A 24,313-nucleotide genomic window follows, 5' to 3' on the forward strand; every position below is an offset into this window, starting at 1 on the left:
CTTAAACAACGATTCCTATTAAGTATGTGAAGATGCCTACAACTGCGCCAGCAATTAAAACAAATACAAGTACTCTGGTAATCCCTTTTTTAAGGTCAGCATTTTCGCCAAAGAAATGTCCTGCATTAAATAGGAAGCCTACCAAGAAGATGACACCCAATAAAATGGGAAAAATGGTTCTGATGGTATCGCCTACATCGTTAACTGAATCTTCAATACCACCAATTTGAGCAAAAAGCGAAGTGGATAAAAGCGAAAGAATAAATGCTAAATAGTGTGATTTTTTCATAACGGAACAGTTTAAATTTTTGGTTCATTTTCGTTATTGGAAATTTACATATATTTGAATATAAATAACTGAAAATCAAATATTTGTGAATAAAATATTATTTGATATTGTTTGAATTTCGTTGCTGTTATTTGGCATCAAATCCTATGGATTTTTGAAGTGAAGTTGTTGATAACCCGAAAATTGAAAATGAAAAATCTGCTCAAAAACGTCAGTTTTGTGATTTTACTTTTGAAAATGTGTTTCATTTTTGGACAAGAATCGACTGCTCAAAAACGAATAATAATTGACGTTGGACACGGCGGAAAAGATTCTGGTGCAATTGGCATAAATGGCATCCAAGAAAAGGATGTGGTTTTGTCAATTGCAAATGCCATTTCAAGGTTAAATAACAAATTGGAAAAACCACTCGACATTTATTTAACCAGGTATAGTGATACGCTTATTTCTTTATCTGACAGAACCAAGCTGGCCAAAGCCTTGAATGCTGATTTGTTTGTTTCGTTGCATTGCAATCATTCTGATAATCCAAATGCGAGAGGTGTTGAAGTTTTTGTAGCCGATAAATCATCCACATATAAAGACGATTCTACGTGGTTCGCTTTTCAAGTACAAGCTGCGCTTAATAAAGAATTGGGTTTTGAGAGTAGAGGTGTGAAGTTTGCCAATTTTCAGGTGTTAAAGGAAACAACAAACCATTTTCCATCTGTATTGGTAGAACTTGGATTTTTGAGTAATAATGATGAAGTAAACTATCTCGCCAATGATATTAACATAACGATGTTAGTATGGACTTTGTTTAAGTTTTTAACACAAATAGGCATATGAAAGAGATGTATACAGAAATTTTAAGAAATTTAAAAAGTACTATCGTTTTGTTTTTTAAAGAGATAAAATTAATTATAAAATCTTTGATGAAAAGAAACAGGTAGAATGCTATTTTAGAGTATTAAATTATTCCAGTACTAATTTAAAAAGATCTCTAATATCAGAAATAGATATTTATATTTTTAACTTTGCATTTATTAAAAGGGAAGAGTGAAAAAAGAACCAATTTATTTTGATTATGCGTCAACCACACCCGTAAAACAAGAAGTTTACGAGGCAATGTCCCCATACTTTCTTGATCATTATGGAAATGCATCTAGCAGTACTCACAGACACGGGTCAATAGCTTCTAACGCGATTGATAAAGCAAGAAATCAAATTTCTAAACTTGTAAACTGTAAAGAAAATGAGGTATTTTTTACTAGTGGTTCAACTGAAGCTATCAAGCTGGCCATAAGTCAAGTTTTCTACAACAGTTTAGATAAAGGAAACCACATAATTACATCAAAGGCAGAGCACAAAGCCGTTTTGGATACGTGCAAGGATTTGGAAAAAATCGGTGCTCAAGTAACCTATCTTGATGTAGATGACAACGGAAAAATAGATATAAATTTACTGCAACACAGTTTTGTTGAAGACACAATACTTGTGGCCTTAATGCACGTTAACAATGAAACCGGTGTGATTGCCGATATTGATGATATTGGTGCTATTTGCAAGAAGAAGAATGTTCTGTTTTTTACGGATGCAACTCAATCTTATGGAAAACTTCCGCTGAATTTCCAAGAGGAAAACATAGATTTATTATGCTTTAATGCCCATAAAATTTATGGGCCTAAAGGTATCGGTGGGTTATTGGTTAAAACAACAGCCAAAACAAAATCGAATGTATTGGTTAAGCAACTAATTGAATCGGTCAATTTAGGAACTTTAAATGTCCCAGGAATTGTTGGTTTAGGAAAGGCAAGTGAATTAGCAATGTTCGAGATGGATGCAGATTATAAAAAAATTCTAAACCTAAATACTCATTTACAACAAGAATTGCATCAATCTGAATTAGGGACAATTAATGCAATTTCAGTTAATAGAAGCCCATACATTATTAATGTTCAACTTTTAAATCAGGACGCCGAATCATTTATCTTAAAGAACAAAAATTCAGTCTCGGTGTCGATGGGTTCTGCCTGTAACTCTAGATTAATAGAACAATCTCACGTTCTTAAAAGTATGGACTTGAGTAAGGACAAGGCAGCTAGTAGCATCAGGATAAGCTTTGGAAGTCTCTCAACTCAGTCACAATTAGATATCTTGGTCAATGCTATTAAAAACGGGAATAGTTAGCCTCAAAAGAATTTACAATAGATGCAGCTAACTTTTTAATTCTTGAATTTCCAGTTCTTGGACTCAATCTTACCCAAGAAATAACATCAAAAGTAGGATTGAGTTTTCCGCGCAATAATATAAGTTCTTTCTGCACAAGGTATTCTACTGCCTCTCTATAGGATTTTTCAACTGAGGTAAATTCTCTTGTTTTTGGTAAAGGAAATGATAAGAGAAGGATGTCATCAACATCATTGACCTCATACCCTCGTGTTTCAACAAATCGTTTTCGTAAGGTTCCCTTTCTGTTAAAATGGGCACCAGCTCTGCCTATTGTGCCCGTATAGCTATTAGTCATCCCTACATAAACGATTTTATGTTTTTTGGAAAGCCAAATATAGATATAGGCTTGGTCGGCACCGTTGAATGCACCGAAGATACTAGTCTCAAGCATACTTTTCGTCACTGTAATTTGGTGGCAAATCGTTCTCTAGTTTTCTACACATATTGGCAAGAAATTCTGATACTATCCTTCTGGACTCTCGCAAAATAACTTTAAGGTCGTCATACTCATATTTTCCAATATTTTTGTATGCATATAGTTCAGAATCGGCAAACTGAAGCATCATTAAATCAAATAGAATCTGTAAATCTCTGTTCTCTGCATTATCCTCATAGATTAATCTTGCAAACCGGTGAATTTTATTAATCCTTACACAATTACCTAAATCGGTATCATAGTAAGGTTCCCAAAGCAGATTGTCTTCAACAGAAGATACCCTGAATATTTTAGTGAGGTTAGCGTTCTTTTCGCCTTTAATGGCCTCTTCCTTTTCGTCTTCTGTATAGTCATCGTCAACAGTATCGTCCACTTCTTCACCCTTATCCTCTTTCATCATTTTAATTATCCACTTGATTTTTGAGGTCATATCATCGGTTATCGCCTTTAATCGTTCTAAGGCTATTTCCTCATCAGGTAGGTCATCACCTGGCAGAATCTCTATCTGCTCGAATTCATCTAAGAGCTTATTTGCGATTTCATTAGGTGCTTTATTTATAATGTCACGACTAATCTTTCCGGCATTTTTCCAAGCTGCTTTGCTTTTGCTTTTGGCTTCTTTGGTAAAATCGCTTATGTTTCTAAATGCCTCTTCAGAAAGAGTCAGCGAAGATTTTTTTACATCAATATTGAAGAAATCATCCGCCTCGTCATTGATCAGTATCCTTCCCCTAAAAGCATAAAAATCTTGGTCGTACGGGATGATGCCTTGTAGGTTAGAAGCCCAGGATATGAGCCTTTTATTTCTGTACACATAAAAACCGTAATTACCAGCCTCAATTAAATATCTTTCGCGTACTTCCTTGTCTCTTGATTCGCCTATATTTTTAATTCTATAGATAGGTGGATAGGGAAGTTGGGTAATTTCAATAGTTACATTTATTTTCAGTTCATCATCAAGAGTAAGCTCTTTTGGTTTTTCTATCCAACGTACTTCAGTTCCATCCCATTCATTTTCGTTCAAGTTTCCATTCTCGTTGGCTTCAGATACAAACAATGGGTCAATGGCATCAATCTTTTTATCACCAATGGTGATATTCACACCGCTTTCAGAAAGGAAATAGAAATAGATGACACCTACTTTGGTTTTTAATTCCTTAATGGTATTTCTAACACTTGGATGGTTGTTTAATCGAATGGCAGAAATAATGATGATGGTACCCTTGCCATCTTTTAGATAGGTTTCAATCAGTTCAGATTCATTCTCTTCAATTTCAGTCTTTTCAGCAAAATATTCTTTTGCTTCCATTACTTTTGGTAGAGAGACTTCGTACTTATTAAATCCTGTACCATCTGAAGAAATCACCTTTAGAACATCACCTTGCGAGAATGACGCTGATTTTAGGCCCAATCCAAACTTCGACAGCGATTTGTCATCATAATGATCATCTGTTGAACCGAGTTTCAATGCCTCTTCGATTGCACCTTCATCCATACCATCGCCATCATCTATAATAATATATTCCTTGACATTATTCCTCTTGTTATCGGAAAAGTCTTCGCGTTCTTTTTTGATTAAGAGGTTTATGTTGTTTGCATTAGCCCTTACAGAGTTGTCTATAATATCGCAAATGGCAGCAGAGGTTGTATAGCCAATTCTACTCAGTCCAAATAGAAGCCTACCGGCATCTATGGATAAATCGATTTTATCACTCATATACTTATTTTTTAAATGAAGCAACTGGCACAACCAAGGCCTTCTGCTTCAATAATTTCATCTTTCCAGCTGTTAGTGTTCCTTTTACTTAGCTGCCTTTTCATTCTCGTGAAATGTTCTTTCTTGATTGCTTGAACACGTTCGGGTTTGGATAGTTCCTCTAATGTTTCAGTATCCATCCAATTGTAACCATCCTTTTCATACTCTTTGGCTTTATCGAATAGGGCAGGGTGGTTTTCAAGTAGCCAGACCCATTCTATTTTCTGTTGGTAAAAACAAAAAAAGCAACCAGACCTGCTACGTGAGTAAGTGCCGGTTTCTATTTTACCGTCAATTTCTACTTGGTATGATTTTTTTATGTAGTATGCGGGTATACCAACACCACTGTCATCGAGTATTTTGAAAATGTCATCCAATACTAAAACTTCATCATTCTCTATTAAAGGGAAATCGTCCAAAAGCGCTATGGGATAATCAGTATTTTCTTTTAGATAATGAAAAACAACTTGATTGAATAATTTGACATCACTGTTTAGAAGGAATTCTAATTTTTGCCCTTGTCTAAAGTTTGGCGAAATAGCCTGGTTGACTCTCTTGAGTATATCTTCTTTTAAATGGTTTGGACTATGACTGTCGTAAAGTCTTGCAACTTTTGAAATATTCTTATTGGCTAGAACTTCTTTTATAACATCTTCACTCCAGATGTTTTTTCTGAACGGAAAAATAGATTGAACGTTGGTTTTTTTAGATATGTAACCCTCTCTGTTTTCATCCCCTCGAATCCCTACATATGATATTGTGGGCTCATCACCTATGTATTTCTCAAAGGGTTCTAATTTTAGCTTTTTTGTGCACCATCTTGCAGTTGATGAGGGAAGATATCCGCCATATTCGGCCAAGAAATGATCAAATGTAGTTTTGTAAGGGGTCTCTTTTTCTGGTTCAACAGCAAAAATTGTTTTAATGTCCTTGCCCAATTTACTGTTCAGGGCTTCCACAAGTTCATACGTTTCTTTTAACTCTTTACCTGTGTCACAAGAATAATACTCTACATCTAAATTGGGATATAGCTTCTTGAGATAAAGCGCTAAGGCAGCACTATCTTTTCCGCCTGAGATACCAAGTACGTGTTTAACTTTCATAGTGCAAATTTTTTAAATATCTAATAATAGCAGCTGTGCTCAATTTGTCATTTTTGGACAATACCTTGGTCAAATCTTTCTGTAGTTTTGAAACGTGCTTTTCGTCTGAAGAGCTTAAAACAATATTTTGCTTTACCGTTTTGCCAGAAACATCTGTGAGTTGGAACTGTACCACTTCATTGTTTACATTATCATCTGCTAAAGAATGTAGCTCTAATAGATTGTCTAAGCTTGAAAATACTTTTCTCGTATTATCCATTAATAGTGCTTCGTCCTCATCATTCATTTTTTCGATGGATTTGCCAAGTATAACATCAGCAATGGATTTTAACCAAGAATCACGTTCGTCTAGTTTAGACATTATGCGGTTAAGGAAGACCTTTTCCTTTTGAATCAATAAATGCGGTTTTAAAGACTTATAACGCGCTTGAATTTTGCCTTTGTAAGTATTGAAATTGTTACTATTCAAGTTTAAAGAGTCACATATACACTCTTCAAATCTGTTTAACAACCCATCGTAGGCAACTCGTATTTCATTTATGGAATCGTTTAAACGCTCAATAAAATTATTTAGGACTTGAGCATCATTTTCTTCGAGGTTAATGTTTTTGTAGCCCAATCCTTTAGGGATTTCTGACAATAGTGCATTCTCTGGGTCTTTAGCGGAAGCAATGGCGTCCCTTAAACCTTTTGCCGATGGGCTTAACCGATTGGTTTTTTTAACGTATTCAGGAAGCGCATTGTAAAATGCAATGAAACTACTGAAAATAGAAATGAGTGAACTTTCGGGTTTATTGCTTGACGCATCAACACCCGTAATTTCTTTGTATTTATTAAAAAGGTTAAGCCGGACACCTTCAATTTTATATGATTTCAGTTCATAATCAGAAGGTTTTTTGTGTACAAGGTCAAGAACTTCACTTGTTAAATAAGGTACATATCCCGAAGCTTTATGAAACAGAGCGTAGTCCTGATTTTTGATTATTAGAAATATTGGAATCCAAAAGTCTATAAGCCCTTTTTTAAGCTTAAATGGCGCTTTAGATAGTGATTCGTATAGTTCAGACAAGTTTTTCTTAATATGTTTTGAATCCTCTAAGAAATTTTCACAATGTTCCCAAAGTGGTCTAAATGTAGCATCTGTAGGATCGGTTAGGATATACGTGTTGTTTTGAGCTCTGTGAATACCAGTCTCTTTTAAAAGCCCTAAATAAATAGACTTTTGTGGTGGAAACTTGCGGTCATCATAGTTTAAATTTTCCACTTCACTATGCTCAAGCAAATCTTTCAATAAATTTTTCCTTGCAGTTAAAACAGGGGTGCTTAAATATTCCTTGTTGACCATTTCATTCAAATATCGAGGTGTCGAGGAATACTCTTTTTTTGCTATTTGAGAGAGATTTCTGTTTAAGGATACTTTTGAGTCAATCTTAAGTTTTTTACCGTTGTAGAACCAGTCTGCATTAGATTTTTCATAAATGCCGTGCTCTAAAAGTTTTTGTAATTTTTGTACTTCGTAAGCCTTCTCTTCTGTTAGTATTTTCTTGACCACGTTGTCTTCTGAGTATTTTTGCAATACAAAATCCATCTTTTCAATCTCATAAATACAGGACTTTATAAACTCAAATTTTTTGAGGACTACGTATAGTTGTGCCAGTTTGTTGACGGTGTCATTTTTTAAGCTTTTAAGGTTCACATCTCTGCTAAGGATGATATGTACATAACCGTCAATTTCCCCTTCTGGTTTAATGTTTTCAATATGGTCGGATATGTTTACTTTAAAAAATCTCGGTGTGCCTATTTCAAAATAGGCTTCCTTTGCAAAGTGATATTTTTCTTTAAAGTAATGTTTGGTTTTTGTGGCAATATTGATAGCTGTATCGATATGGGAATTAGCATCTATCAATTCCTGCTCTATATCCACATCGGTACCGTCAATGAAGAAAAACTTATTACGATAATTATAGAACTTTATTATTTTTTGGCTGATTAGCTTCTCAATGTATTTCTCAGAATCAGGAATATTCAAAGCATATTTTCCATAATATTCTAAGAAATTTTTATCGAGCTTACCAAAAGACTTTGCGAATAAATTTACCAGACCTATGGTTTTTATGATTTTTGCCAAGTTCTCGTATCCAAAATCATTAATAGCTTCAGCTTTATCCAATGCCTTAACAATTGTGTTCCATTGAGGCTTATGAGGGTTTGAATATCGGTCTTCTAATTCGCTTGTTAAATGAAGCGTTAGATAATCAAACACATCGGCTACATTAAAAAAGGTGTGGCTGTCTTTGTCTATTTTATCAAAGAAAACCTGACTGTTTGCCAAGAAAGAGAATAGAGACCTTTCGTTTTGGCCATACTTTTGCAAAGTCTGAGCTAAGATATTTGCAGATAAAATATCGAATGGATAAAGCTTATTGGCTAAATCGTAATTCAACGTTTCTGAATTACTTACGAGCTTGCTCTCGTTTATTTTATTGAACAAATCCTCAAACCCAATGTCTTTTGGTCTTTCGATTTTAAGGTCTTCTATTCTGGCTGATGCCAAATAAAGTAACTGTTCAATAGGTTCATCAAACGAGATATCAATTAGTCTTCCTTTTACCTTATCCCATTCGTTCTTTTGGTTTTGAGATAAATCATTGGCGTAGGAACCGAAGTTTTGATGAAGCGTTGTAATTAAAATAATATTTCTATTGGAATCATTTGCCAACTCAGCTAACTGTTGTATAAAGTACAATTCGCTATCGGGATTGTGTTTGGCTGCATATTCAAGAAATTTACCGAACTCATCAATCAGTACAACTAATATTTCATCTTTTTTTCTAAGCGATGCGGCTCTTTTACTTATTGTGTCGATTAGATCCGAGTTGGATGTGTTTTCCTTAAGCTTAAAAGATTTTTTTAATACTTCTGTTAAAGGCGAAGCTTCCCCAATAATTTTTAAAAATGAAAACTTTTCAAATCCTTTGAATTGCCCATTAAGATTAGCAAAGTAGGGCTTTTTGTCTTTGAGGTTTTTTTCTAAAGCCCAAAGGAAGCTGGACTTTCCTGTACCATAAGAACCAATAATATTAAATGAGTGATGTCCTTGCTGAAACCCAGTCACTATTCTTTCGAAAACATTTTTTGCGTTGGGTGTAACAACGTAATTGATATCATTTACGACATCACGTTCAATGTTTGTGGATGTTGTAAATTTATGCATCGTAATATTGCTCTAATATATCCCACTTATTAGGGATATTTTTGATTTGTAATTCTTTTCTTCCTGCATCCTTCTTATAAACAACGTCCTTAAAGGCTTCTGATATTTCCTGTATCTTGAGTTCCGTGCCTTCAGAAGAACAGGCGAATACATCACCTATTTTGTTATGTATTTCATCAAAGCTTATAGAGTTAAGTTTTGGGAATTTATCTAAGATTAAGAAGTAAAATATTTCTTTAGCTATCTCAGGTCTTTCACTCACTTTTAATTGAAATACGGAACCTTCCTCATTATCGGTGACTTTAGTGATTAAATTAAGGTCAATGAAGATGGATGATAAATCATCTTCCATATCCTTTATATTCTTATCGGCTAAATAATAGGTCTTTATAAATACTTTGATGTCATTCTTCAAAGAGTTTTCAGCAATCGACGTTTGACGGTTACTGGCTGCCCTAAGTAAATATCTAAGTAGTTGTTGAGTGGTAAATTGTGAATTAACCCTGCTTTTTCTGAATTCTTTAAAAACTAAAGAGAAAATAGACGCTAAATTGGTGTCTAACAGCTTATAATGCAATAACCATAAGGTGCCTTCATACTCTAAAAGTGGGTCATATCCCGTATTGCTATCAAAAATTTTATTGGCAAAACCCGTTGTTTGACCTTCTTGAGTTTTTATACCGAAAGCCTTCAGCCAAAAATTAATGGACATTACCATATTTTTACCAACACCTAAAGCAGTTACGGCATCAGGATTTTTGAAAGACTGACCCGTAGAAAGATAGTCGTAGCCCTTCTTCAACCAAAAATGGCGACAGTGAAATGTTTCGTGTCCTGTGAATGTTAGTTTATTCATTTATTTTCGATTCACCGTTTTTATTCTTTAAATACTTCAATTTGTCTTTACATTCAACCAAGATACTCTCTGGATTTTCTTCTTCTAAAAGGGAAAACACCACCTTATCGGTTAAATATCTTTTTTCCAATTCAGATAATGAAACATCATAAAATGAAGCAAAGTTTGAAAGTAGTCCTCTTTTGGGAAGCCTTTCATTTCTCTCGTATTTACCAAGTGTGGATTGGTCTATATCTACCGCAGCCGCAACTTTTCTTATAGGTAGATTCTTCAATTCCCTCAGTGTTCTGAGATATTCACCCAATGTTTCCATCGTTGTTGAATTTTATTTTAGAGACAAAAATTGTCCTTACAAAAATAGGATTATTTAAACCATTAACAACTATTGCGACGGGTAATAGTGACTTTATTTTTACGCTACAGAAATTGGGCAGAAAAATGTTTAATTTTAATCGCCAATTCCTTGCATCATTGCTTCCATCCCGCCAAAATTTAAAATAAAGGTTGAGTAGTAATGGTCAAACAAATCCTTAAGGTATTGGCCCAAATCAACGTGTTCTAAATCATCTTTACCTTCTACTTTTTGCCTGATTTCATAACCTCTATTTTTGCTTATAGTGTAAAGAAATAAGGTGTGAAAATATACTGAGGTGTAATATTTTCGGTTAGCAAGTTCTAATTGCTCGTGGTTGATATTCCTTTCTTTCGACTTGAAGTTTTTCAATACAGTACTGTCCATATTGATGAAAATGCGATTAAGTAAGTCCCCTTCAGCATCCGGAATCATAACCGTTGAATAATCTACATCAAGGCTTGTGGCTTCTTCAACAGCTGCCCAAGTAACGTCTGTATCAGAATTTACATCTACGTTCTTGTACATAAAAACCAACTTTGGTAATCCCAATAAATCATTATCACTTTCCTTTTTAGGTGCTTCGTCTTTTGGTTTATTATTGTCGGCAATTTTAACCCAAAACAATTCCTCTATGTCACCATTAGGTGATGATAGACTTGCTTTTATTTGAACGCTATCGCCAACGTTTAATTCATCTTTGGGATTAAGAGAGATTCTTATTTTTCCTTTATTGGGGCTACTTTTTACAACGTTAAAAACTTCATCTATTTCTTTTGGTTCACCAGGCTTATTTCCGCCATCGGAATCGTTTGGTTTTATATTGAGCACACTGACCCTTAAATCCCCGGGTTCTTCAATTCTATCAAAATAGTCGTTAGCTACATCTGTGGAAAAGCGAATGGACTTTTCACCGTTGAGTGGTATTGCTGCAGCTTCTTTTTCATTGTTATTATTAGCATCAATTTGAAAAAATGATGGAAACCTTTTAGGTTCAAAAGGTGTGGGTTCTTTTACAGTAGAAGTACGTTTCTTTTGTCCTTCAGTTTTTTTATCCTTTTTAATGTCGAGCTTAAACGTTTGGTTTAGCAATTTTGCCAATTCTGAATCAAGGGGTAGATTCTTTGTAAAGCTTTTTAGTAAATCACTCGTATTTGAGGACGTGTCAATATCCACTGCTTGTTTTCGACGCTTTTCTATCTCTGCCAACCTTCCATCTTTCGCGCTTAGTTTTTTAGCCAGATAACTTCTTAGAAATTGGGTTTCGTCACCATCTTTTAGTCTGTCGCGAGAGGCCATAAATAATTCCTTGCGAAAGTTATATTTCATTTCTGTGCAATCCACGTGAATAAGTAAGTGACTCTTAAGAAGATTGAGCTTCAATGAGCGTGTTATAAACTCAGCAGTATAATGTCCGTGGGTTTGACCATTAAGTGAGAACATAACTGACATTGAATTTTTAAAATACCTGTCCTGTATGACTTTTTTAGTTCTCTTGAGGTCGTAATCCTTTACCTTGGTTTTGAAAACGTAGCAGGATACTTTCATCTTTCCGAAGACATCATCTGAAAAGTTCTCTGAAAAGCTTTCGTCCAAATATTCGGATTCCTCAGCTGCCAAACGTCTTTTTAATCCAAACAGGTCATTGTCAAGAACTTTATTGTTGGGATAACGCTCTGCTGTATCAACCGTTAAGATTGGAAGTGCCGGTTGAAACAAAAATTCATTGACACTTTGGTTCAAATCTTGGGCAAAACCAGAATAGCCTTTAGGAAATTGATACGAATAGAGTTTTAATATGGTACCTGTTTCAAATTGACGATTGTTGAGGCCAAGGTCTAATTTCGTTGTTGTAAAAGATGGGATTTTTCCATCAATAAGTAAATATTCGTACCAGGTTTCTTTTGCTTGGTCAGATTCTTTTTTAGGATGCTCACGTACCAAGGTAAATCCAAAATCACCATCATTCGTGTAACGCTTTGAAGCAATGAGCTGATATCTTTTCTTTCCACAGAATACAATGGCACCGCTTCCGCCCATATTATATTTACCCTGTACGAAGTGAATATCATTTTTATTACCTCGAAGTAGTGAGAGGAAGGTGTCCTCGAACTTTTCTGGGTGCTGACCTTCACCGTTATCATAGACAATTACCGATGTTGGATGTTGGTTCCGCTGGTTCCGTGGTCCCTTTCCGTCAGCAATAATTTGAATGTTTTCAGCTTGTTTCTTTCGAAATGAAGGTAAATCCCAATTATTTTCTGGATAAAATCTTTGAATAGCCTCGTCCATAGTTCTTGGTGCAACATCAGATTTTGGGTCAGTTCCTGAAAGAATGCATTCTTTGGTAAGTATAGCATCTATGGCGTTGGTTACTTTTTCTATTAAAGCAGCAATGGGGCTTGACTGTTGGTTTTTTACTACACCATAATTACTAAAATTTCCACCAAGTGGTTTCCAGTTTGAGTCATCAAATATTGAATGGTAAGTGTTGATAATATTTATTAAATCACTCTCGTCTTTTGCTTGATATAGTTTAAAGAAAAGTTCTTGATGATCAATTTTTTTTGAAGTTTGGTCGAATAGATCCGTCATATTAAATTAAAAATTTTAAGCTTCTAATATAGCGAAATCGAATGCTCGTAAAAATAGTTTTCAATTATTTCTAAATAGTTTAGTGATTTTTAAGCTTTATTATTATTGCATAATTCACTTCCTCTTATCGCCAGCTTTTGTATCAAAAGCAATCAAATTAAACAGTTCTCGCATTCGGCTACGTACACGGTTGCCATAACGTTCTTCCAGTTCTTCAGCATTGAGATTGGTTGTGGCGTGGGTTTTAATTTTGTGTTTGGTTTGTAGGTACAGTTCGTATCGAGATAAAAGCACTTCGCCCATCACATTAAGATCCTTTCCATAGAATCTGCCAAAGGGTTCCACGCCCAAATCATCAAAACAATAGAATTTGGTATTTCCATATTCTTCAACAGTTTTAAAGCCTAAGTGGTTAAAACTGAAGGTTACGTTTCGGCAGGGAATCATTTCATAAGGACGTTGGAACGGAACCAAATGGCGCAACAATTTCATCAAACTGGTTTTGCCACAGCCAACTGGTCCGGAAAGTAATATACCTTTGTCAACATCTATTCCATATGATTTACAATTTTCTATGTCCTTTATGAAATAGGAACAGAGCTTCAGTAAAATATCTTTATCCTCATCGTAAATCCTGAATCCTTTACCAAACAACAGTTTGCCCTTTGCATTCAAGTAAATCAAGATTTTTGGAAAATCGTAGAGGACGTTTTTTCCATCAAACTTGCCCAACGAATATTCCACGCCACCTTCAGTAATTTTAGAGGGGTTGTCCATAGTCTTTGTCTTTAGTGGTTCGCAAGTTGTCCTTGATTTGGGACGCTTGTTTTTTGTTTGATTCGTTTTCTTTGTTGTATAATTCGGTTCTGTCCATCCAATTTGTGGCTAATGAACGCCAATCACGAATAGGTTTGCCATCGCTTGTTTGCCACTCACGTTCTGCATAGTGCTCATAGAATTTTTCAGCTTCATCGGCATCAAACCCTTTTTCTTCAAAAAATAAAATAACGGCCTGTCTGCCCTTTGGCTGTTTTATATAGTTTTCTTGTTTGATATTGTTTGTATTAGATACCAATGCTTGTCCACCTATGGGACGGTGTAGGTTCACAACCTGTCCATTTTTGGGATGGTGGTGTCCCTCAAGCGGTACACCTCTGGGAAGGTACTGTTCCGCAAGCTGTTCTAATATGGGATTATACTGTCCCACAAGTGGTTCATCACTTGTCCCGATAATGGACATCTTTATTTTGCTGCCTTTGTATGGATTGTTGGAAGGGAAATAAGAAAGGTATTGCCAAGAATCCAGTTCCACAATACATCTATGGTATGTGGATTTTGAACCTATTTTGGCACATCGCATTAAATCCCTGCGGTTCACGTAAAACTCATCCATAAATCGGCAACTGTTCCATTCTTGGAACAGCGCCATATACAGGCTGATATGCGTTGGATTAAGGCGGTCATCAAAATAGAACTTCTCAAAAGCCGCATTAAGTAGCTTTATATAGTTCATCGCTTAAGAATTTAGACCGTGGTGCACACGGTTGGCATCCATCACCTTTTGAATTTCTTCTGTATCATAGTAAATGATGCCACCTACTTTGGTATAAGGTAATGTGCCATTGATGCGAAGGTTTTGCAAGGTGCCTGGACTTACTTGAAGCAAGTCCATAACCTCAGAGGATTTGAGGTATTTTTTTAGTTTCCCGCTGGCTTGTCTTGTCAGTAATTGTTTAATGTCATCGAGCAATTCCATTTTGAATTCCCGAAGGTCGTCTGTGGTAATAATACTTGTCGGCATAATAGAACGGTTTTAATGGAAAGGGACTATCTGGGTTTGTACTTTTAATTGATAGTCCCTGACCTGATTTAGCTCACAAACTTTAATATTTTAATAAAATTGAGTTCGTGAATCTTTGATTTGACTTTCGTTCTACAAATTTGGGTAGGTTTATTGGATTTTATTCCCAAGTTGCACCCAAGTAGGGTGTTTTTATTTGCTCATTTTCAATGGTTTAAATTGAATAAATTTATAAGATGCTCTTAAAATTATCTATGCCAAATGATGATAACTAAAATTAATTTTATTTTTTCCCAAGTTCCACCCAACTTGGGAAAAATTTTAACACTGTTTAAATTCAGAATGTTAACCGTCCGTTTCTTCCATTCGCCTTAAAAGTGTTGATTTAAGTCTATCAATAAATTTTGTTTGGTCGATTTTGCGTTCCCTTATTTCCAGAAAAGTTCTGTATACATTACCAAGCTTAAGCTCAAAAATGTCCTCACAGGCAGAAGCCATTTCTTTAATTCCTGCTGTACCACTTTTTATTGCCCCAGATGCCTGCAAGGCATAAATCAATTCGATAAGGTCTGTTTTTGAAGCGGTCCAGCCAAGGCGCTCACCGTTGGCAAGAGTATTTAACTTACTTTGAATACCGTAAGATAGGTCCCTCAAATAGCTTAATTCCTGAACGTAATGATTTATTAATAGATCATATGCCATAATTTTAGCAATCGCATTATCGTGGCTTGTGGAAAATTCAGCATCCGTGTAAAAATGAGAGGTGTTTGAGACCAAACTGATTTTGTCTTTCCCTCTTAGAAAGTAAAATTCATCTAAAACAGTCGATTCTTCTCTGTAATATTTAACAAAGTCAATATTTCGTCGGATACTATCTTGAAGTTTCTGAATTTCTTCGTCAATAAATATTTGTTGTGTTTGGATAGTTCCCGCAGGTCTGTTAATCAAAAAATTATACAATTTTGCATAGAATTTTAACCTACTGTAAACATAAGGTTTGTGTTTTTTGAAAAATTTTATTTCATCATCCTCATCTATAAAATCATTCTCTCTAATGTACAAGCGTAGTTTTTGCAAATATCTTCTTGAGACTGTTATTCCTCTTTCAATAACATTAAAATCTTTTAAGTCGGATTCCTCTATGTCTATTATCTCATTTTTGTAATCGTCTATTATTTTGATTATTTGATTTTCCAAATTTAATATGGGTTTAATTGTTAATAAAATAAAACCCACATTATAAATCACGGCAATTTTGGGGCTTAAAAATTTAGTTTGTTTTGTCGATAATCAACAAGGTTTAAGAATCAGTGCTTATGAATGTTCCCTTTAAAAACGAAATAGTACAATAGAAATGCAGCTATTACTACGAGGGTTATTGCAAGAATCCCTATCAACTTATCCTTTTTTGTGATATTGGTATTCGATGTTTTTCGCTTTTTTTTGTTTCTTTTAAAATTACTTTTTTGATACATTACTTTTGATTATTTTCCATTTATTTTCTGCAACCGAATCACATTGAATATGGCCAATAAAACAAGGCCTAAATCTGCAAAACAGCTTTTTATATTGTTGCATTTATAGGTGTCTTCTGTTCAGTTAGCCAGAATGTTTATACAATTTAAAAACCCTACCAAGTTTTCAAAACCTGCCGGTTTAAGAGAAATTATTTCTGGTCGTTTAGGTCCCAGTCATAATTCTTATATTCCAGCTTGGCATTGGCATTAATTTTTGTGTCTGCATATTTATTGATAAAACCAATGACATCTTTTTTACCATTAACGGTATAGTCTTTTTCATACCATTTGAATATCATTGACACCTTTGGATTAGTTGCTGAAATTTCATTAAATTTTTCATTATTAATGAAATCTTTTGTGACACGGTCTAATTGTTCATTTATCTTACCTGCTGTGTAAGCCTCGTTTAATAATGGGGGACACGACATAGATGCGCAGGCAATGGCAAAATGGATGCGAGGCTCGTTCATTTTACGTAACACACCGTTCTCAATAGTCGCCAGGGTTATTTCCCGACCGTCAATCGGTACATAAGGTTTTGTCCACGGCCCATCAATATCCTTGATGCTTTTTACTGGATAATTTTCTACAATGAGCTTTACAGTGTAAGCATTATAAGAGTTGATATAGTAGGCGAGCAATTCTGGTACAGACCAATCGTCGTTTGGATCTTGTGTGGAAAGAATTTTCAGGTAATCTTCTAAAGTCTTAAAATCTTTCTTGAAACCTTCGTAATCTACAAGGCCTTCCTTGTTAACGTACTTTCTCAACAAATTATCCCAAATCGTATGATCAACATTTACTGAAGAGTTTGTGGTTGTAGAGACTAATTTGCCTTCAACTTTCTTTGTTGGTTGCCCTTGACTGGTAATTCCTGCCGCACCTAAAAGTGAGCAGCTCTGAATACTTCCCGCAACTAACAGCAGGACAATAGTTTTAATTATAACCTTCATTTTTCTATTATTATTCTGATTTCAAATTCGTATTAAGTTCTTTTAGTTCCACTTCATTTTCTGCAATCGTACCGCATTGAGAATAGCAAGGAAAGCAACACCTACATCAGCAAAAACCGCTTCCCACATTGTCGCTAATCCACCTGCCCCAAGAATGAGGACAATAACCTTTACACCAAAGGCAAGTCCAATATTTTGCCAGACAATTCGTCGCGTTGAACGACCAATTTTAATCGCTCGTGCAATCTTGCTCGGTTGGTCGGTCTGTATAATAACATCAGCTGTTTCAATGGCGACATCGCTTCCTAAGCCGCCCATCGCAACACCTACACCACTTGCTGCTAAAACGGGTGCATCGTTAATTCCATCACCGATAAATGCGACTTTCGTATTAGGTTGTTTTTTGAGCTCTTCAACCTCATTAAGTTTATCTTCAGGTAACAGTCCGCCTTTTGCCCAATCGATGTTCAATTCTTTTGAAACTTGTTGAGTAATAGAATCCTTATCGCCCGATAGCATTATAATCTTTGAAATCCCTGCATCTCTAATTTGTTTAATGGCTTGGTGCGCATCATCCTTGAGTTCATCTGCAATGGTTACGTAGCCTGCAAATTTTCCATCAATGGCAACCATAACAATTGATTCTACGATACCATCTGTTTCCGAAGGGACTTCTATGCTGTTTGAGGTCATCAAAGCCTTATTACCTACCAACACCGTTTTTCCGTTGACTGTTCCTTTTAAACCTTTTCCTGCAACTTCTGAAACATCGGTTGCCTCATAATCCGACCCGTCCGCTTTGTATTCCAGAATTGCCTTGGCGATAGGATGTGTGGATTGTTCTTCCATCGCCATCAGGTACTTCATAAACTCGGCTTCCTCAAATGTGATGGAATTGATTTCCTTGATTTTGAAAACCCCTTTGGTAACGGTTCCTGTTTTGTCCATTACGACTGTGTTCACTTGAGTCATTGCATCGAGAAAGGATGCACCCTTGAATAGAATACCGTTTCGCGATGCCGCACCCAATCCGCCAAAATAGCCAAGGGGAATAGAAATGACCAACGCGCAAGGACACGAAATCACGAGGAATATCAATGCTCTATACAGCCAATCCCTAAACACATAATTATCTACAAAAAAGTAAGGTAGAAATGTAAGTCCGATGGCAAGGAATACAACGATAGGCGTATAAATTCTTGCAAACTTTCTAATGAACAATTCGGTCTTTGATTTTCTGGCAGTTGCATTTTGCACCATATCCAGAATTCGTGCAATGGAACTGTCCTTAAATTCCTTAGTAGTCTCGATTTCGATTACGCCATCAAGGTTGATACTTCCGGCAAAAACGGTATCACCTTTAGCAATAGTATGAGGTTTGCTTTCGCCTGTCAAGGCGGCAGTATTAAAAGACCCTTTTTTTGAAAGAAGAATACCATCAAGCGGAACTTTTTCGCCTACACGTACCTGTATCTTTTCCCCAATCTCAACAGTCTCAGGATTTACTGAAACAAAATCGCTATTACGATAAACCAAAGCTTCATTTGGTCTTATATCGAGTAAGGCTTTTATATTTCCTTTTGCACGGTTGACCGCTGCATTTTGGAACAGTTCGCCCACAGCATAGAACAACATTACGGCCACACCTTCGGGATATTCGCCGATGGCAAAAGCACCTAAAGTGGCTATGGACATCAGGAAGAACTCTGTAAAGAAATCCCCTTTTTTGATGCTTTCCCAACCTTCACTTATCACCGGAAAACCGACTGGAAGATAAGCCACGACATACCATACAATGCGAATCCAGCCCGAAAAATGTGGGAAGCTTTCAAAATAATCAAAAGTAATCCCTGCAATCAGCATTACAAAGCTGAAAATGGAAGGTATATATTCCCTAATGCTGAGACGTGATGAAACTTTGTTTTTATTTGAGGTTGTCTTCAGGTCTTTTAGATTTAAGTTTTTCTTTTTCATATTATGCTTTAATCCAATCTTTAGCTATCTGCTTATCAGATAAATCAAAATATCTGATTTCTGCGTTGGTAAAAGGCTTCATAAATTGGGTTATCCAGTCCTGCCATTTTTTTTCGCCCACCATAGCAATCTTTTCATAGTCGTTTGCGTGTGCCGCATCCATCTTTAAATCTTCCCAAAACCCCTTGACATCCCAGCCATCAAAGTCTTTCATCTCAAAATACCAGCGTACCTTCATCCCTCGGTCCAATATGGCGTGAATAAGCGGATGAATCTTTTCAATATCCTTTGCGGTCAGTTTACCACTTGCTTCAGTGGCAATTAAATTTTTCTTTGTAAGTTCCAATATTTGTAACATAATTTTTTAGTTTTAAATTTTTTATCCTTCTATATCGTAGAACCATTCTTCGGCTCTTGTAATAGCTTCTTGTAAGGCATCTTTTGCTGGCAGGTCCTTTTTTTTGACAAGCTCTTTCGCAATTTCCAATGCCTTTTCACGTACTTTAGGGTTTAAGCCATCGAGGTCGGTTTTAAAATCTTCGAACATCCAATCCATAGTTTCCTCTTTTAATGGTTAAACAACTCTTTTTCTTTTTCAGGGTCTATCTCATCCTTTGACTTTTTGTCCAAAAAATAGTCCAAGACAATGCCCACTATAATCGCACCGACAAACGCAATATAAACTTCCCAGTCAAATTGGATTACCAGAGACAGGCTGATGAGTATTGCCAAAATAGGTAGTATAGGTACTTTCCCGATTGATAGGGGAACTCTAAAGGGCCTTTCTTTGTCAGGTGCTTTAAAACGCAGCACAATCAGGGCGATATTCACGGCAACAAAAACAAGTAACGCGCCCAATGATGACATTCCCGCAACGATTTTAATATCACCCAATAACAGAAATGCAGCGACAGCAGCCATAACAACGAGGGTTGTTACCCAAGGTACTTTTTGTACATTAGTCTTGGTCATAACTTTTGGAAGTTCGCCCACACTTGCCATACCGAAAAGTAACCTGCTAATGGAAATAATGCCACTAAAAGCCGCATTGGCCGTAGCAAAAAGTGCCGCAACTGCCAAGGCTATTGGTAACCAGGAATTTAAATTTGAAGCGGCCAGCGACAATGGGGAATCTACCTTTGCTATTTCTGCGGGGTCACTTATATTGAGTACCGTAAAAGATATTAGTAGGTAAATAATAGTTGTAAAGACCATTGTCAATAAAAATGCCCTGGGAATTGTCTTGCCCGGATTTTTTACCTCAGAACCCAATGCCGCCATATGCTCGAAGCCTGTATAAACAAAAAATAAGGTAGCAGTAGCTGCCAAGGTGCCGGAAAAGGATTCCACTTGAAAAAATTCGGCTTTTGGCGGACCTGTTTCTGAAAGTCCAACCGCAATAAGAATAAACAGTCCCAATAGCTGAATACTCACCATAATGATATTGGCAGTAGAAGATTTTTTGATGCCCGTAATGCTTATTAACGAGAGTGCCAATAGTACACCATAGCTTATTAAAAGGGAAGGAACATTAAAAAAGGTATTGAAATATCCTGAAAAGGCAAGTAGCACGGCGGCGATGGTGGCCGAACTGTGAAATGCAATCGTCCAACCTGTTAGAAACGATGGAATGTCGATTTTTGGAAACGCTTTCCGTACAAAAATAAATTCCGCGCCAGCATTAGGATAGGTAGAGGACAACTCTGCATAGGACATTGCCGATACACTGGCCGCGATGGCAGCAAAAATAAAACTCAACCAAAGGTCTGTTCCCGCCTGTCCGGCAGCTGCGCCAATTACTGTATAGATTCCTGCACCAACAATCGTTCCTACACCATAAAAAGTGAGTCGAAGGGTACCCAAGGATTTTTTTAATTCTGCCATATCAATGTTGTATAATTATTTTTGGACTATAGTTTGAGGATTTAGTCTGTATATGAAAAAAATATAACCCGTCTGTAAATGAACTTGTATCAACTTGAGATGTATCCCTTAAATTGATATTACCCACTTGAATGCCCAGCGTATTGTATACGATGACGCTCTCAATTGTTTCCATTGCGTCGATATAGATTTTATTCGAAGCTGGATTGGGGTAAACATTTATCATATTTTGTTCAGTAATATTGTTAAGCCCTAATGTTGATGACAACGCACATTCCCCTAAAGTGGCAAAGGCGAGCTTCGCACATTTTTCATAAAATGGCACGTTAAATTGCCCAAGGGTATCAGACGGTGTGTGCCAAAAAGGATTAAAGTCGCCATCATATTCTTCGTTAATTCCAATAGCACTAAATCCATTATTCCAAAATGACGCGTGGTCCGTGGCCGAAATTCCTGGATTTACTAAATGTATACTTAAGCCAATAGTATAATCAATATTTGCTGCCATAGCCTTATCCGAGAGTACAAGAGAGGAAGCAACTGGTCTCACGTGAATGTCAGCAACATTATCGTTATTACCGTCCCAGCCAAGCATATCCATATTGATATATCCCAGAATATTTTCGTTTGAAGACGCCGCAGAAGATGCATAAGCATCACTACCTATTAGTCCTTGTTCTTCTTCATCCCATAATGCAAAAATAATAGTATAAGGGAAATCGTATTCAGAAAAGACTCTCGCCGCTTCCATTACAGCCGCCGTACCACTTGCATTATCATCGGCTCCCGGTACGCCCGAAACATTGTCATAATGGGCGCCAATAATAAATTTTTCATCGGGATAAAGCATTCCTTCTTTTATTCCAAAAAGATTTTTCCCAGTTGAACTAAACTGTAGGGAATCCAACTGAAGTCCGTAGGTCTGGAATTTTTCCTTGATGAATTGAAAAGCTTTTTCATTACCAGGGTGGTCCTTATGTCGTGAAATAATCATATCAGGGTTGCCCCCGATAATCACAGGTTCTTCTCCAGTGAGTTGGGCTACGAAAAATGTCATTGAATCTATTTTTACTTCATTCAAGATATTTTGAACATTTTGATTTTGAGCAAATGAAATACCATATAATAGAAGCAATAGCGATAAAGCTGTACAATTTTTTACACTTGTTTTCATATGTTTTAAGTTATATTTATTAGTAATAATTTGTTCACGTTTTTAATACTTTTACCCAATACTTCGAACTTCTTTTGATAATCTTTGAACAGTTCATTCTTCATATTTAAAATAGCTTTAGAACAAAGAACACCATTGTCAATAGATAAACTATATACGCCGCATCGAACACTAATATCTGCCACTTGCTAAAACCGTGAAGCTCCTTGCTCTGATGGACAAATACTGAATACAAAAGCGGCATCAGCCCAACGAAGGCAAGGTTCACCCAGAACAACTGAAAATCTTCGATAGGGGTGGTTACCAGTGCCAATGGGAAAAAGGCTACCGTCATCGTAACCGCATTATCTGCGATAACACTGGTGGTGCCTGCCGTTACTTCGCCTCCTTTCACCACGCTCCAGGTCTTAAATATTTCGGGGGCGGTAGTCATTATTCCCGTAATGAACAGTCCGCCGACCATTTCAGAGATACTTAGGGCAGAAACAATATTTTCAGTTGCTTTTACGATGAAAAAAGCCCCTACAGCTATCGCCAAAGCTCCCGCGACCGATAACCAAATCTGCTTTTTATCCCATTCTACTTTTTTTCCCTTTTCCCTTCCTTTTATGATGGCGTGAGCCAGAAAAACAGCATATGCCGCAAGCATAATCCAGCCATCCACAGGTTGAAGTCCGCGCCAAGCTTTAGGTAAAGTCAAAAGGGCTACAAGGGCGATAATTCCCAAATAAGGTAGGGACAGGACGGAAACGGAACGTTTATTCAGGGAAAGCACCTTGTTGTCGAGGTGTTTTTGATGCTCCTTGTTGTTCTTGAATCGCTTTCGCGAAGCGAAATAGGCTATGGTTACCATCAACGGTATGGAAATAATATTAGAACCCAGTAGATTGCCCAGACCAATATCCGATACGCCCCTTGCTGCACTGGTAATATTTATGGCCACTTCTGGGCTGGCGGTCACAATGGCAAGGAATGCCGCCCCTGCCGAAGCGGTAAGCCCCCATTGTTTTCTGAGCATCTTTAAAGGTGTCAACAGTTTGTCCGCACCCCAATGTGCCGCCCAAGCTGCCAATCCTAATACTACTACCCAAAGCCAAATATTCATTTTTATTATTGATTTATTTTTTTTCTATTTCAAGGTTTACTTAAAGCTACTTCGACAATTTTAAAATTCTTAATGCGCCACGCATTACAAACGTGAAAACGATGCCGCCAATCACCAAATCGGGCCATTTACTATTCAGAAAATAAACCAGTATCCCTGCTACTATAACACCACCATTGACAATGATATCATTGGACGTAAAAATGGCACTTGCCTGCATATGGGCCTCTTTGCTCTTGGTTTTGTTGATAAGCCAGAGCGATATCAAATTACCTACCAATGCGAAAATCGAAACGATAATCATCCATTGGAACAAAGGTGTTTCGGTATCGCTAAAAAACCTTCGCAAAACCTCTACAAACCCAAGTGTTGCCAATGCCATCTGAAAGTATCCGCTGAATTTTGCGACCTTCTTTTTTCTGGAAATGGCACCGCCTACCGCGAATAGGCTTAGCGCATATACAATGGAATCTGCCAGCATATCCAACGAATCCGCTATAAGTCCCATTGAGCCAGATATCCAACCAGTGGTCATTTCGATAACGAAAAAGCCAAAGTTGATGCCCAAGACCCACCAAAGGATTCTTTTTTGTTTGGATTGGTCTTCCAGTACGGGTGGTTCGGCTTCTGTGGTTCCCTCAAAGGAATCCCCAAGTTTTAAGCTCGCTATAGACGTTTGTATCGCCTTGATACCGTCCTCGTGGTATACCTCCAATTTCCTGTTGGGAATATCAAAATCCAAATGTTTTACTTTGGCATAAGACTCCAACTTCATCCGAATCATCTGCTCTTCCGAAGGGCAGTCCATTTTACTGATTTTAAAAGTGCTCTTGTTCATTTATATACTACTGAATTAATTGTCTTTTAGTGCTTCATTTGTTTATGCGACTCTATATACCTTTCCAAGAGTGATTTTAGGCTATCCAAATATTCCACGAACGAGCTGACGGAAATCTGGGGTGTTTCGCAATCAGGGATGGTAATAGGGTTTTCGTCGAGATATTGGTATAGTTCGGGATAGTCCTGTTCAATTCTCAATGTCAATTCGTTAATTTCCTTGGTCAATCGCTGAAGCTTCTTCATCTCTTTT

23 protein-coding genes are annotated in these 24,313 nt (G+C 36.6%); 2 read left to right on the top strand and 21 right to left on the bottom strand.

What is annotated here, in order from left to right:
• Position 1 precedes the first annotated feature (1 nt).
• Positions 2-289, bottom strand: coding sequence for a hypothetical protein (locus C8D94_RS04245; RefSeq protein ID WP_115122635.1), 288 nt, complete (start codon positions 287-289; stop codon positions 2-4).
• 189 nt (positions 290-478) lie between these two features.
• On the opposite strand from C8D94_RS04245, the gene C8D94_RS04250 reads away from it, so the two are divergent.
• Entirely contained in the window at positions 479-1,117 is a 639-nt protein-coding gene (locus C8D94_RS04250; RefSeq protein WP_115122636.1) for an N-acetylmuramoyl-L-alanine amidase family protein, read from the top strand.
• A gap of 210 nt (positions 1,118-1,327) precedes the next feature.
• Complete coding sequence (locus tag C8D94_RS04255; RefSeq protein WP_115122637.1) at positions 1,328-2,458, top strand: cysteine desulfurase family protein; 1,131 nt, start codon at positions 1,328-1,330, stop codon at positions 2,456-2,458.
• On the opposite strand, the gene C8D94_RS04260 is transcribed toward C8D94_RS04255, so the two are convergent.
• The 20 genes from C8D94_RS04260 to C8D94_RS04350 form a co-directional block, all read right to left on the bottom strand.
• Positions 2,439-2,891: a hypothetical protein gene (locus C8D94_RS04260; RefSeq protein ID WP_115122638.1), complete on the bottom strand. Its 453-nt coding sequence runs from the start codon at positions 2,889-2,891 to the stop codon at positions 2,439-2,441. The two genes, C8D94_RS04255 and C8D94_RS04260, sit on opposite strands and share 20 nt — an antisense overlap.
• On the bottom strand, positions 2,884-4,653 hold the full coding sequence (locus C8D94_RS04265) for an ATP-binding protein (protein ID WP_115122639.1): 1,770 nt from the start codon (positions 4,651-4,653) through the stop codon (positions 2,884-2,886). Before C8D94_RS04265 ends, C8D94_RS04260 begins: the two co-directional genes overlap by 8 nt.
• An 11-nt stretch (positions 4,654-4,664) precedes the next feature.
• Positions 4,665-5,795: a phosphoadenosine phosphosulfate reductase family protein gene (locus tag C8D94_RS04270; protein ID WP_115122640.1), complete on the bottom strand. Its 1,131-nt coding sequence runs from the start codon at positions 5,793-5,795 to the stop codon at positions 4,665-4,667.
• The gene (locus C8D94_RS04275; protein ID WP_115122641.1) at positions 5,785-9,009 is read right to left on the bottom strand and encodes an ATP-binding protein; all 3,225 of its coding nucleotides are present in this window, start codon (positions 9,007-9,009) and stop codon (positions 5,785-5,787) included. The genes C8D94_RS04270 and C8D94_RS04275 overlap by 11 nt, the downstream gene beginning before the upstream one ends.
• Positions 9,002-9,865 (bottom strand): DUF4007 family protein, encoded by an 864-nt coding sequence (locus C8D94_RS04280; protein WP_115122642.1) that lies wholly within the window; start codon positions 9,863-9,865, stop codon positions 9,002-9,004. Before C8D94_RS04280 ends, C8D94_RS04275 begins: the two co-directional genes overlap by 8 nt.
• Positions 9,858-10,178 carry a helix-turn-helix domain-containing protein gene (locus C8D94_RS04285; protein ID WP_211308896.1) on the bottom strand — a complete coding sequence of 107 codons (321 nt, stop codon included), beginning with the start codon at positions 10,176-10,178 and terminating at the stop codon, positions 9,858-9,860. The genes C8D94_RS04280 and C8D94_RS04285 overlap by 8 nt, the downstream gene beginning before the upstream one ends.
• 135 nt (positions 10,179-10,313) lie before the next feature.
• Positions 10,314-12,812 carry a hypothetical protein gene (locus C8D94_RS04290; protein ID WP_211308897.1) on the bottom strand — a complete coding sequence of 833 codons (2,499 nt, stop codon included), beginning with the start codon at positions 12,810-12,812 and terminating at the stop codon, positions 10,314-10,316.
• A gap of 114 nt (positions 12,813-12,926) precedes the next feature.
• On the bottom strand, positions 12,927-13,589 hold the full coding sequence (locus C8D94_RS04295) for a P-loop NTPase family protein (RefSeq protein WP_115122643.1): 663 nt from the start codon (positions 13,587-13,589) through the stop codon (positions 12,927-12,929).
• The gene (locus C8D94_RS04300) at positions 13,573-14,325 is read right to left on the bottom strand and encodes a hypothetical protein (RefSeq protein ID WP_115122644.1); all 753 of its coding nucleotides are present in this window, start codon (positions 14,323-14,325) and stop codon (positions 13,573-13,575) included. Before C8D94_RS04300 ends, C8D94_RS04295 begins: the two co-directional genes overlap by 17 nt.
• A gap of 3 nt (positions 14,326-14,328) precedes the next feature.
• Positions 14,329-14,613, bottom strand: coding sequence for a helix-turn-helix domain-containing protein (locus tag C8D94_RS04305; protein WP_047550478.1), 285 nt, complete (start codon positions 14,611-14,613; stop codon positions 14,329-14,331).
• A 345-nt stretch (positions 14,614-14,958) separates the two neighbouring features.
• Entirely contained in the window at positions 14,959-15,810 is an 852-nt protein-coding gene (locus tag C8D94_RS04310; protein WP_115123030.1) for an RteC domain-containing protein, read from the bottom strand.
• 469 nt (positions 15,811-16,279) lie between these two features.
• The gene (locus C8D94_RS04315) at positions 16,280-17,086 is read right to left on the bottom strand and encodes a DUF547 domain-containing protein (protein ID WP_115122645.1); all 807 of its coding nucleotides are present in this window, start codon (positions 17,084-17,086) and stop codon (positions 16,280-16,282) included.
• Between the two features lie 42 nt (positions 17,087-17,128).
• Positions 17,129-19,060: a heavy metal translocating P-type ATPase gene (locus C8D94_RS04320; protein WP_115122646.1), complete on the bottom strand. Its 1,932-nt coding sequence runs from the start codon at positions 19,058-19,060 to the stop codon at positions 17,129-17,131.
• A 1-nt stretch (position 19,061) separates the two neighbouring features.
• Positions 19,062-19,418 carry a SpoIIAA family protein gene (locus C8D94_RS04325; protein WP_115122647.1) on the bottom strand — a complete coding sequence of 119 codons (357 nt, stop codon included), beginning with the start codon at positions 19,416-19,418 and terminating at the stop codon, positions 19,062-19,064.
• A 21-nt stretch (positions 19,419-19,439) separates the two neighbouring features.
• A complete protein-coding gene (locus C8D94_RS15250) occupies positions 19,440-19,616 on the bottom strand; it encodes a hypothetical protein (protein ID WP_170134715.1) in 177 nt (58 codons plus the stop codon).
• A gap of 11 nt (positions 19,617-19,627) precedes the next feature.
• Positions 19,628-20,944: an APC family permease gene (locus C8D94_RS04330; RefSeq protein WP_115122648.1), complete on the bottom strand. Its 1,317-nt coding sequence runs from the start codon at positions 20,942-20,944 to the stop codon at positions 19,628-19,630.
• 1 nt (position 20,945) lies between these two features.
• On the bottom strand, positions 20,946-22,118 hold the full coding sequence (locus C8D94_RS04335; RefSeq protein ID WP_115122649.1) for a M28 family peptidase: 1,173 nt from the start codon (positions 22,116-22,118) through the stop codon (positions 20,946-20,948).
• A gap of 106 nt (positions 22,119-22,224) precedes the next feature.
• Positions 22,225-23,223: a sodium:calcium antiporter gene (locus tag C8D94_RS04340; protein ID WP_115122650.1), complete on the bottom strand. Its 999-nt coding sequence runs from the start codon at positions 23,221-23,223 to the stop codon at positions 22,225-22,227.
• A gap of 46 nt (positions 23,224-23,269) precedes the next feature.
• Positions 23,270-24,061 (bottom strand): cation diffusion facilitator family transporter, encoded by a 792-nt coding sequence (locus C8D94_RS04345; RefSeq protein ID WP_179343532.1) that lies wholly within the window; start codon positions 24,059-24,061, stop codon positions 23,270-23,272.
• Positions 24,062-24,087: 26 nt separating this feature from the next.
• Positions 24,088-24,306 (bottom strand): hypothetical protein, encoded by a 219-nt coding sequence (locus tag C8D94_RS04350; protein WP_115122652.1) that lies wholly within the window; start codon positions 24,304-24,306, stop codon positions 24,088-24,090.
• Between the last annotated feature and the right edge of the window lie 7 nt (positions 24,307-24,313).

The organism is Marinirhabdus gelatinilytica (assembly GCF_003353425.1).
In the GTDB taxonomy this organism is placed as follows: domain Bacteria; phylum Bacteroidota; class Bacteroidia; order Flavobacteriales; family Flavobacteriaceae; genus Marinirhabdus; species Marinirhabdus gelatinilytica.

What these genes read in the sequence shown, in the direction of transcription:
- C8D94_RS04245 (WP_115122635.1), bottom strand. Translation starts at nt 289, where the DNA reads ATGAAAAAATCACACTATTTAGCATTTATTCTTTCGCTTTTATCCACT.
- C8D94_RS04250 (WP_115122636.1), top strand. Translation starts at nt 479, where the DNA reads ATGAAAAATCTGCTCAAAAACGTCAGTTTTGTGATTTTACTTTTGAAA.
- C8D94_RS04260 (WP_115122638.1), bottom strand. Translation starts at nt 2,891, where the DNA reads ATGCTTGAGACTAGTATCTTCGGTGCATTCAACGGTGCCGACCAAGCC.
- C8D94_RS04265 (WP_115122639.1), bottom strand. Translation starts at nt 4,653, where the DNA reads ATGAGTGATAAAATCGATTTATCCATAGATGCCGGTAGGCTTCTATTT.
- C8D94_RS04270 (WP_115122640.1), bottom strand. Translation starts at nt 5,795, where the DNA reads ATGAAAGTTAAACACGTACTTGGTATCTCAGGCGGAAAAGATAGTGCT.
- C8D94_RS04275 (WP_115122641.1), bottom strand. Translation starts at nt 9,009, where the DNA reads ATGCATAAATTTACAACATCCACAAACATTGAACGTGATGTCGTAAAT.
- C8D94_RS04280 (WP_115122642.1), bottom strand. Translation starts at nt 9,865, where the DNA reads ATGAATAAACTAACATTCACAGGACACGAAACATTTCACTGTCGCCAT.
- C8D94_RS04285 (WP_211308896.1), bottom strand. Translation starts at nt 10,178, where the DNA reads ATGGAAACATTGGGTGAATATCTCAGAACACTGAGGGAATTGAAGAAT.
- C8D94_RS04290 (WP_211308897.1), bottom strand. Translation starts at nt 12,812, where the DNA reads ATGACGGATCTATTCGACCAAACTTCAAAAAAAATTGATCATCAAGAA.
- C8D94_RS04295 (WP_115122643.1), bottom strand. Translation starts at nt 13,589, where the DNA reads ATGGACAACCCCTCTAAAATTACTGAAGGTGGCGTGGAATATTCGTTG.
- C8D94_RS04300 (WP_115122644.1), bottom strand. Translation starts at nt 14,325, where the DNA reads ATGAACTATATAAAGCTACTTAATGCGGCTTTTGAGAAGTTCTATTTT.
- C8D94_RS04305 (WP_047550478.1), bottom strand. Translation starts at nt 14,613, where the DNA reads ATGCCGACAAGTATTATTACCACAGACGACCTTCGGGAATTCAAAATG.
- C8D94_RS04315 (WP_115122645.1), bottom strand. Translation starts at nt 17,086, where the DNA reads ATGAAGGTTATAATTAAAACTATTGTCCTGCTGTTAGTTGCGGGAAGT.
- C8D94_RS04320 (WP_115122646.1), bottom strand. Translation starts at nt 19,060, where the DNA reads ATGAAAAAGAAAAACTTAAATCTAAAAGACCTGAAGACAACCTCAAAT.
- C8D94_RS04325 (WP_115122647.1), bottom strand. Translation starts at nt 19,418, where the DNA reads ATGTTACAAATATTGGAACTTACAAAGAAAAATTTAATTGCCACTGAA.
- C8D94_RS15250 (WP_170134715.1), bottom strand. Translation starts at nt 19,616, where the DNA reads ATGGATTGGATGTTCGAAGATTTTAAAACCGACCTCGATGGCTTAAAC.
- C8D94_RS04330 (WP_115122648.1), bottom strand. Translation starts at nt 20,944, where the DNA reads ATGGCAGAATTAAAAAAATCCTTGGGTACCCTTCGACTCACTTTTTAT.
- C8D94_RS04335 (WP_115122649.1), bottom strand. Translation starts at nt 22,118, where the DNA reads ATGAAAACAAGTGTAAAAAATTGTACAGCTTTATCGCTATTGCTTCTA.
- C8D94_RS04340 (WP_115122650.1), bottom strand. Translation starts at nt 23,223, where the DNA reads ATGAATATTTGGCTTTGGGTAGTAGTATTAGGATTGGCAGCTTGGGCG.
- C8D94_RS04345 (WP_179343532.1), bottom strand. Translation starts at nt 24,061, where the DNA reads ATGAACAAGAGCACTTTTAAAATCAGTAAAATGGACTGCCCTTCGGAA.
- C8D94_RS04350 (WP_115122652.1), bottom strand. Translation starts at nt 24,306, where the DNA reads ATGAAGAAGCTTCAGCGATTGACCAAGGAAATTAACGAATTGACATTG.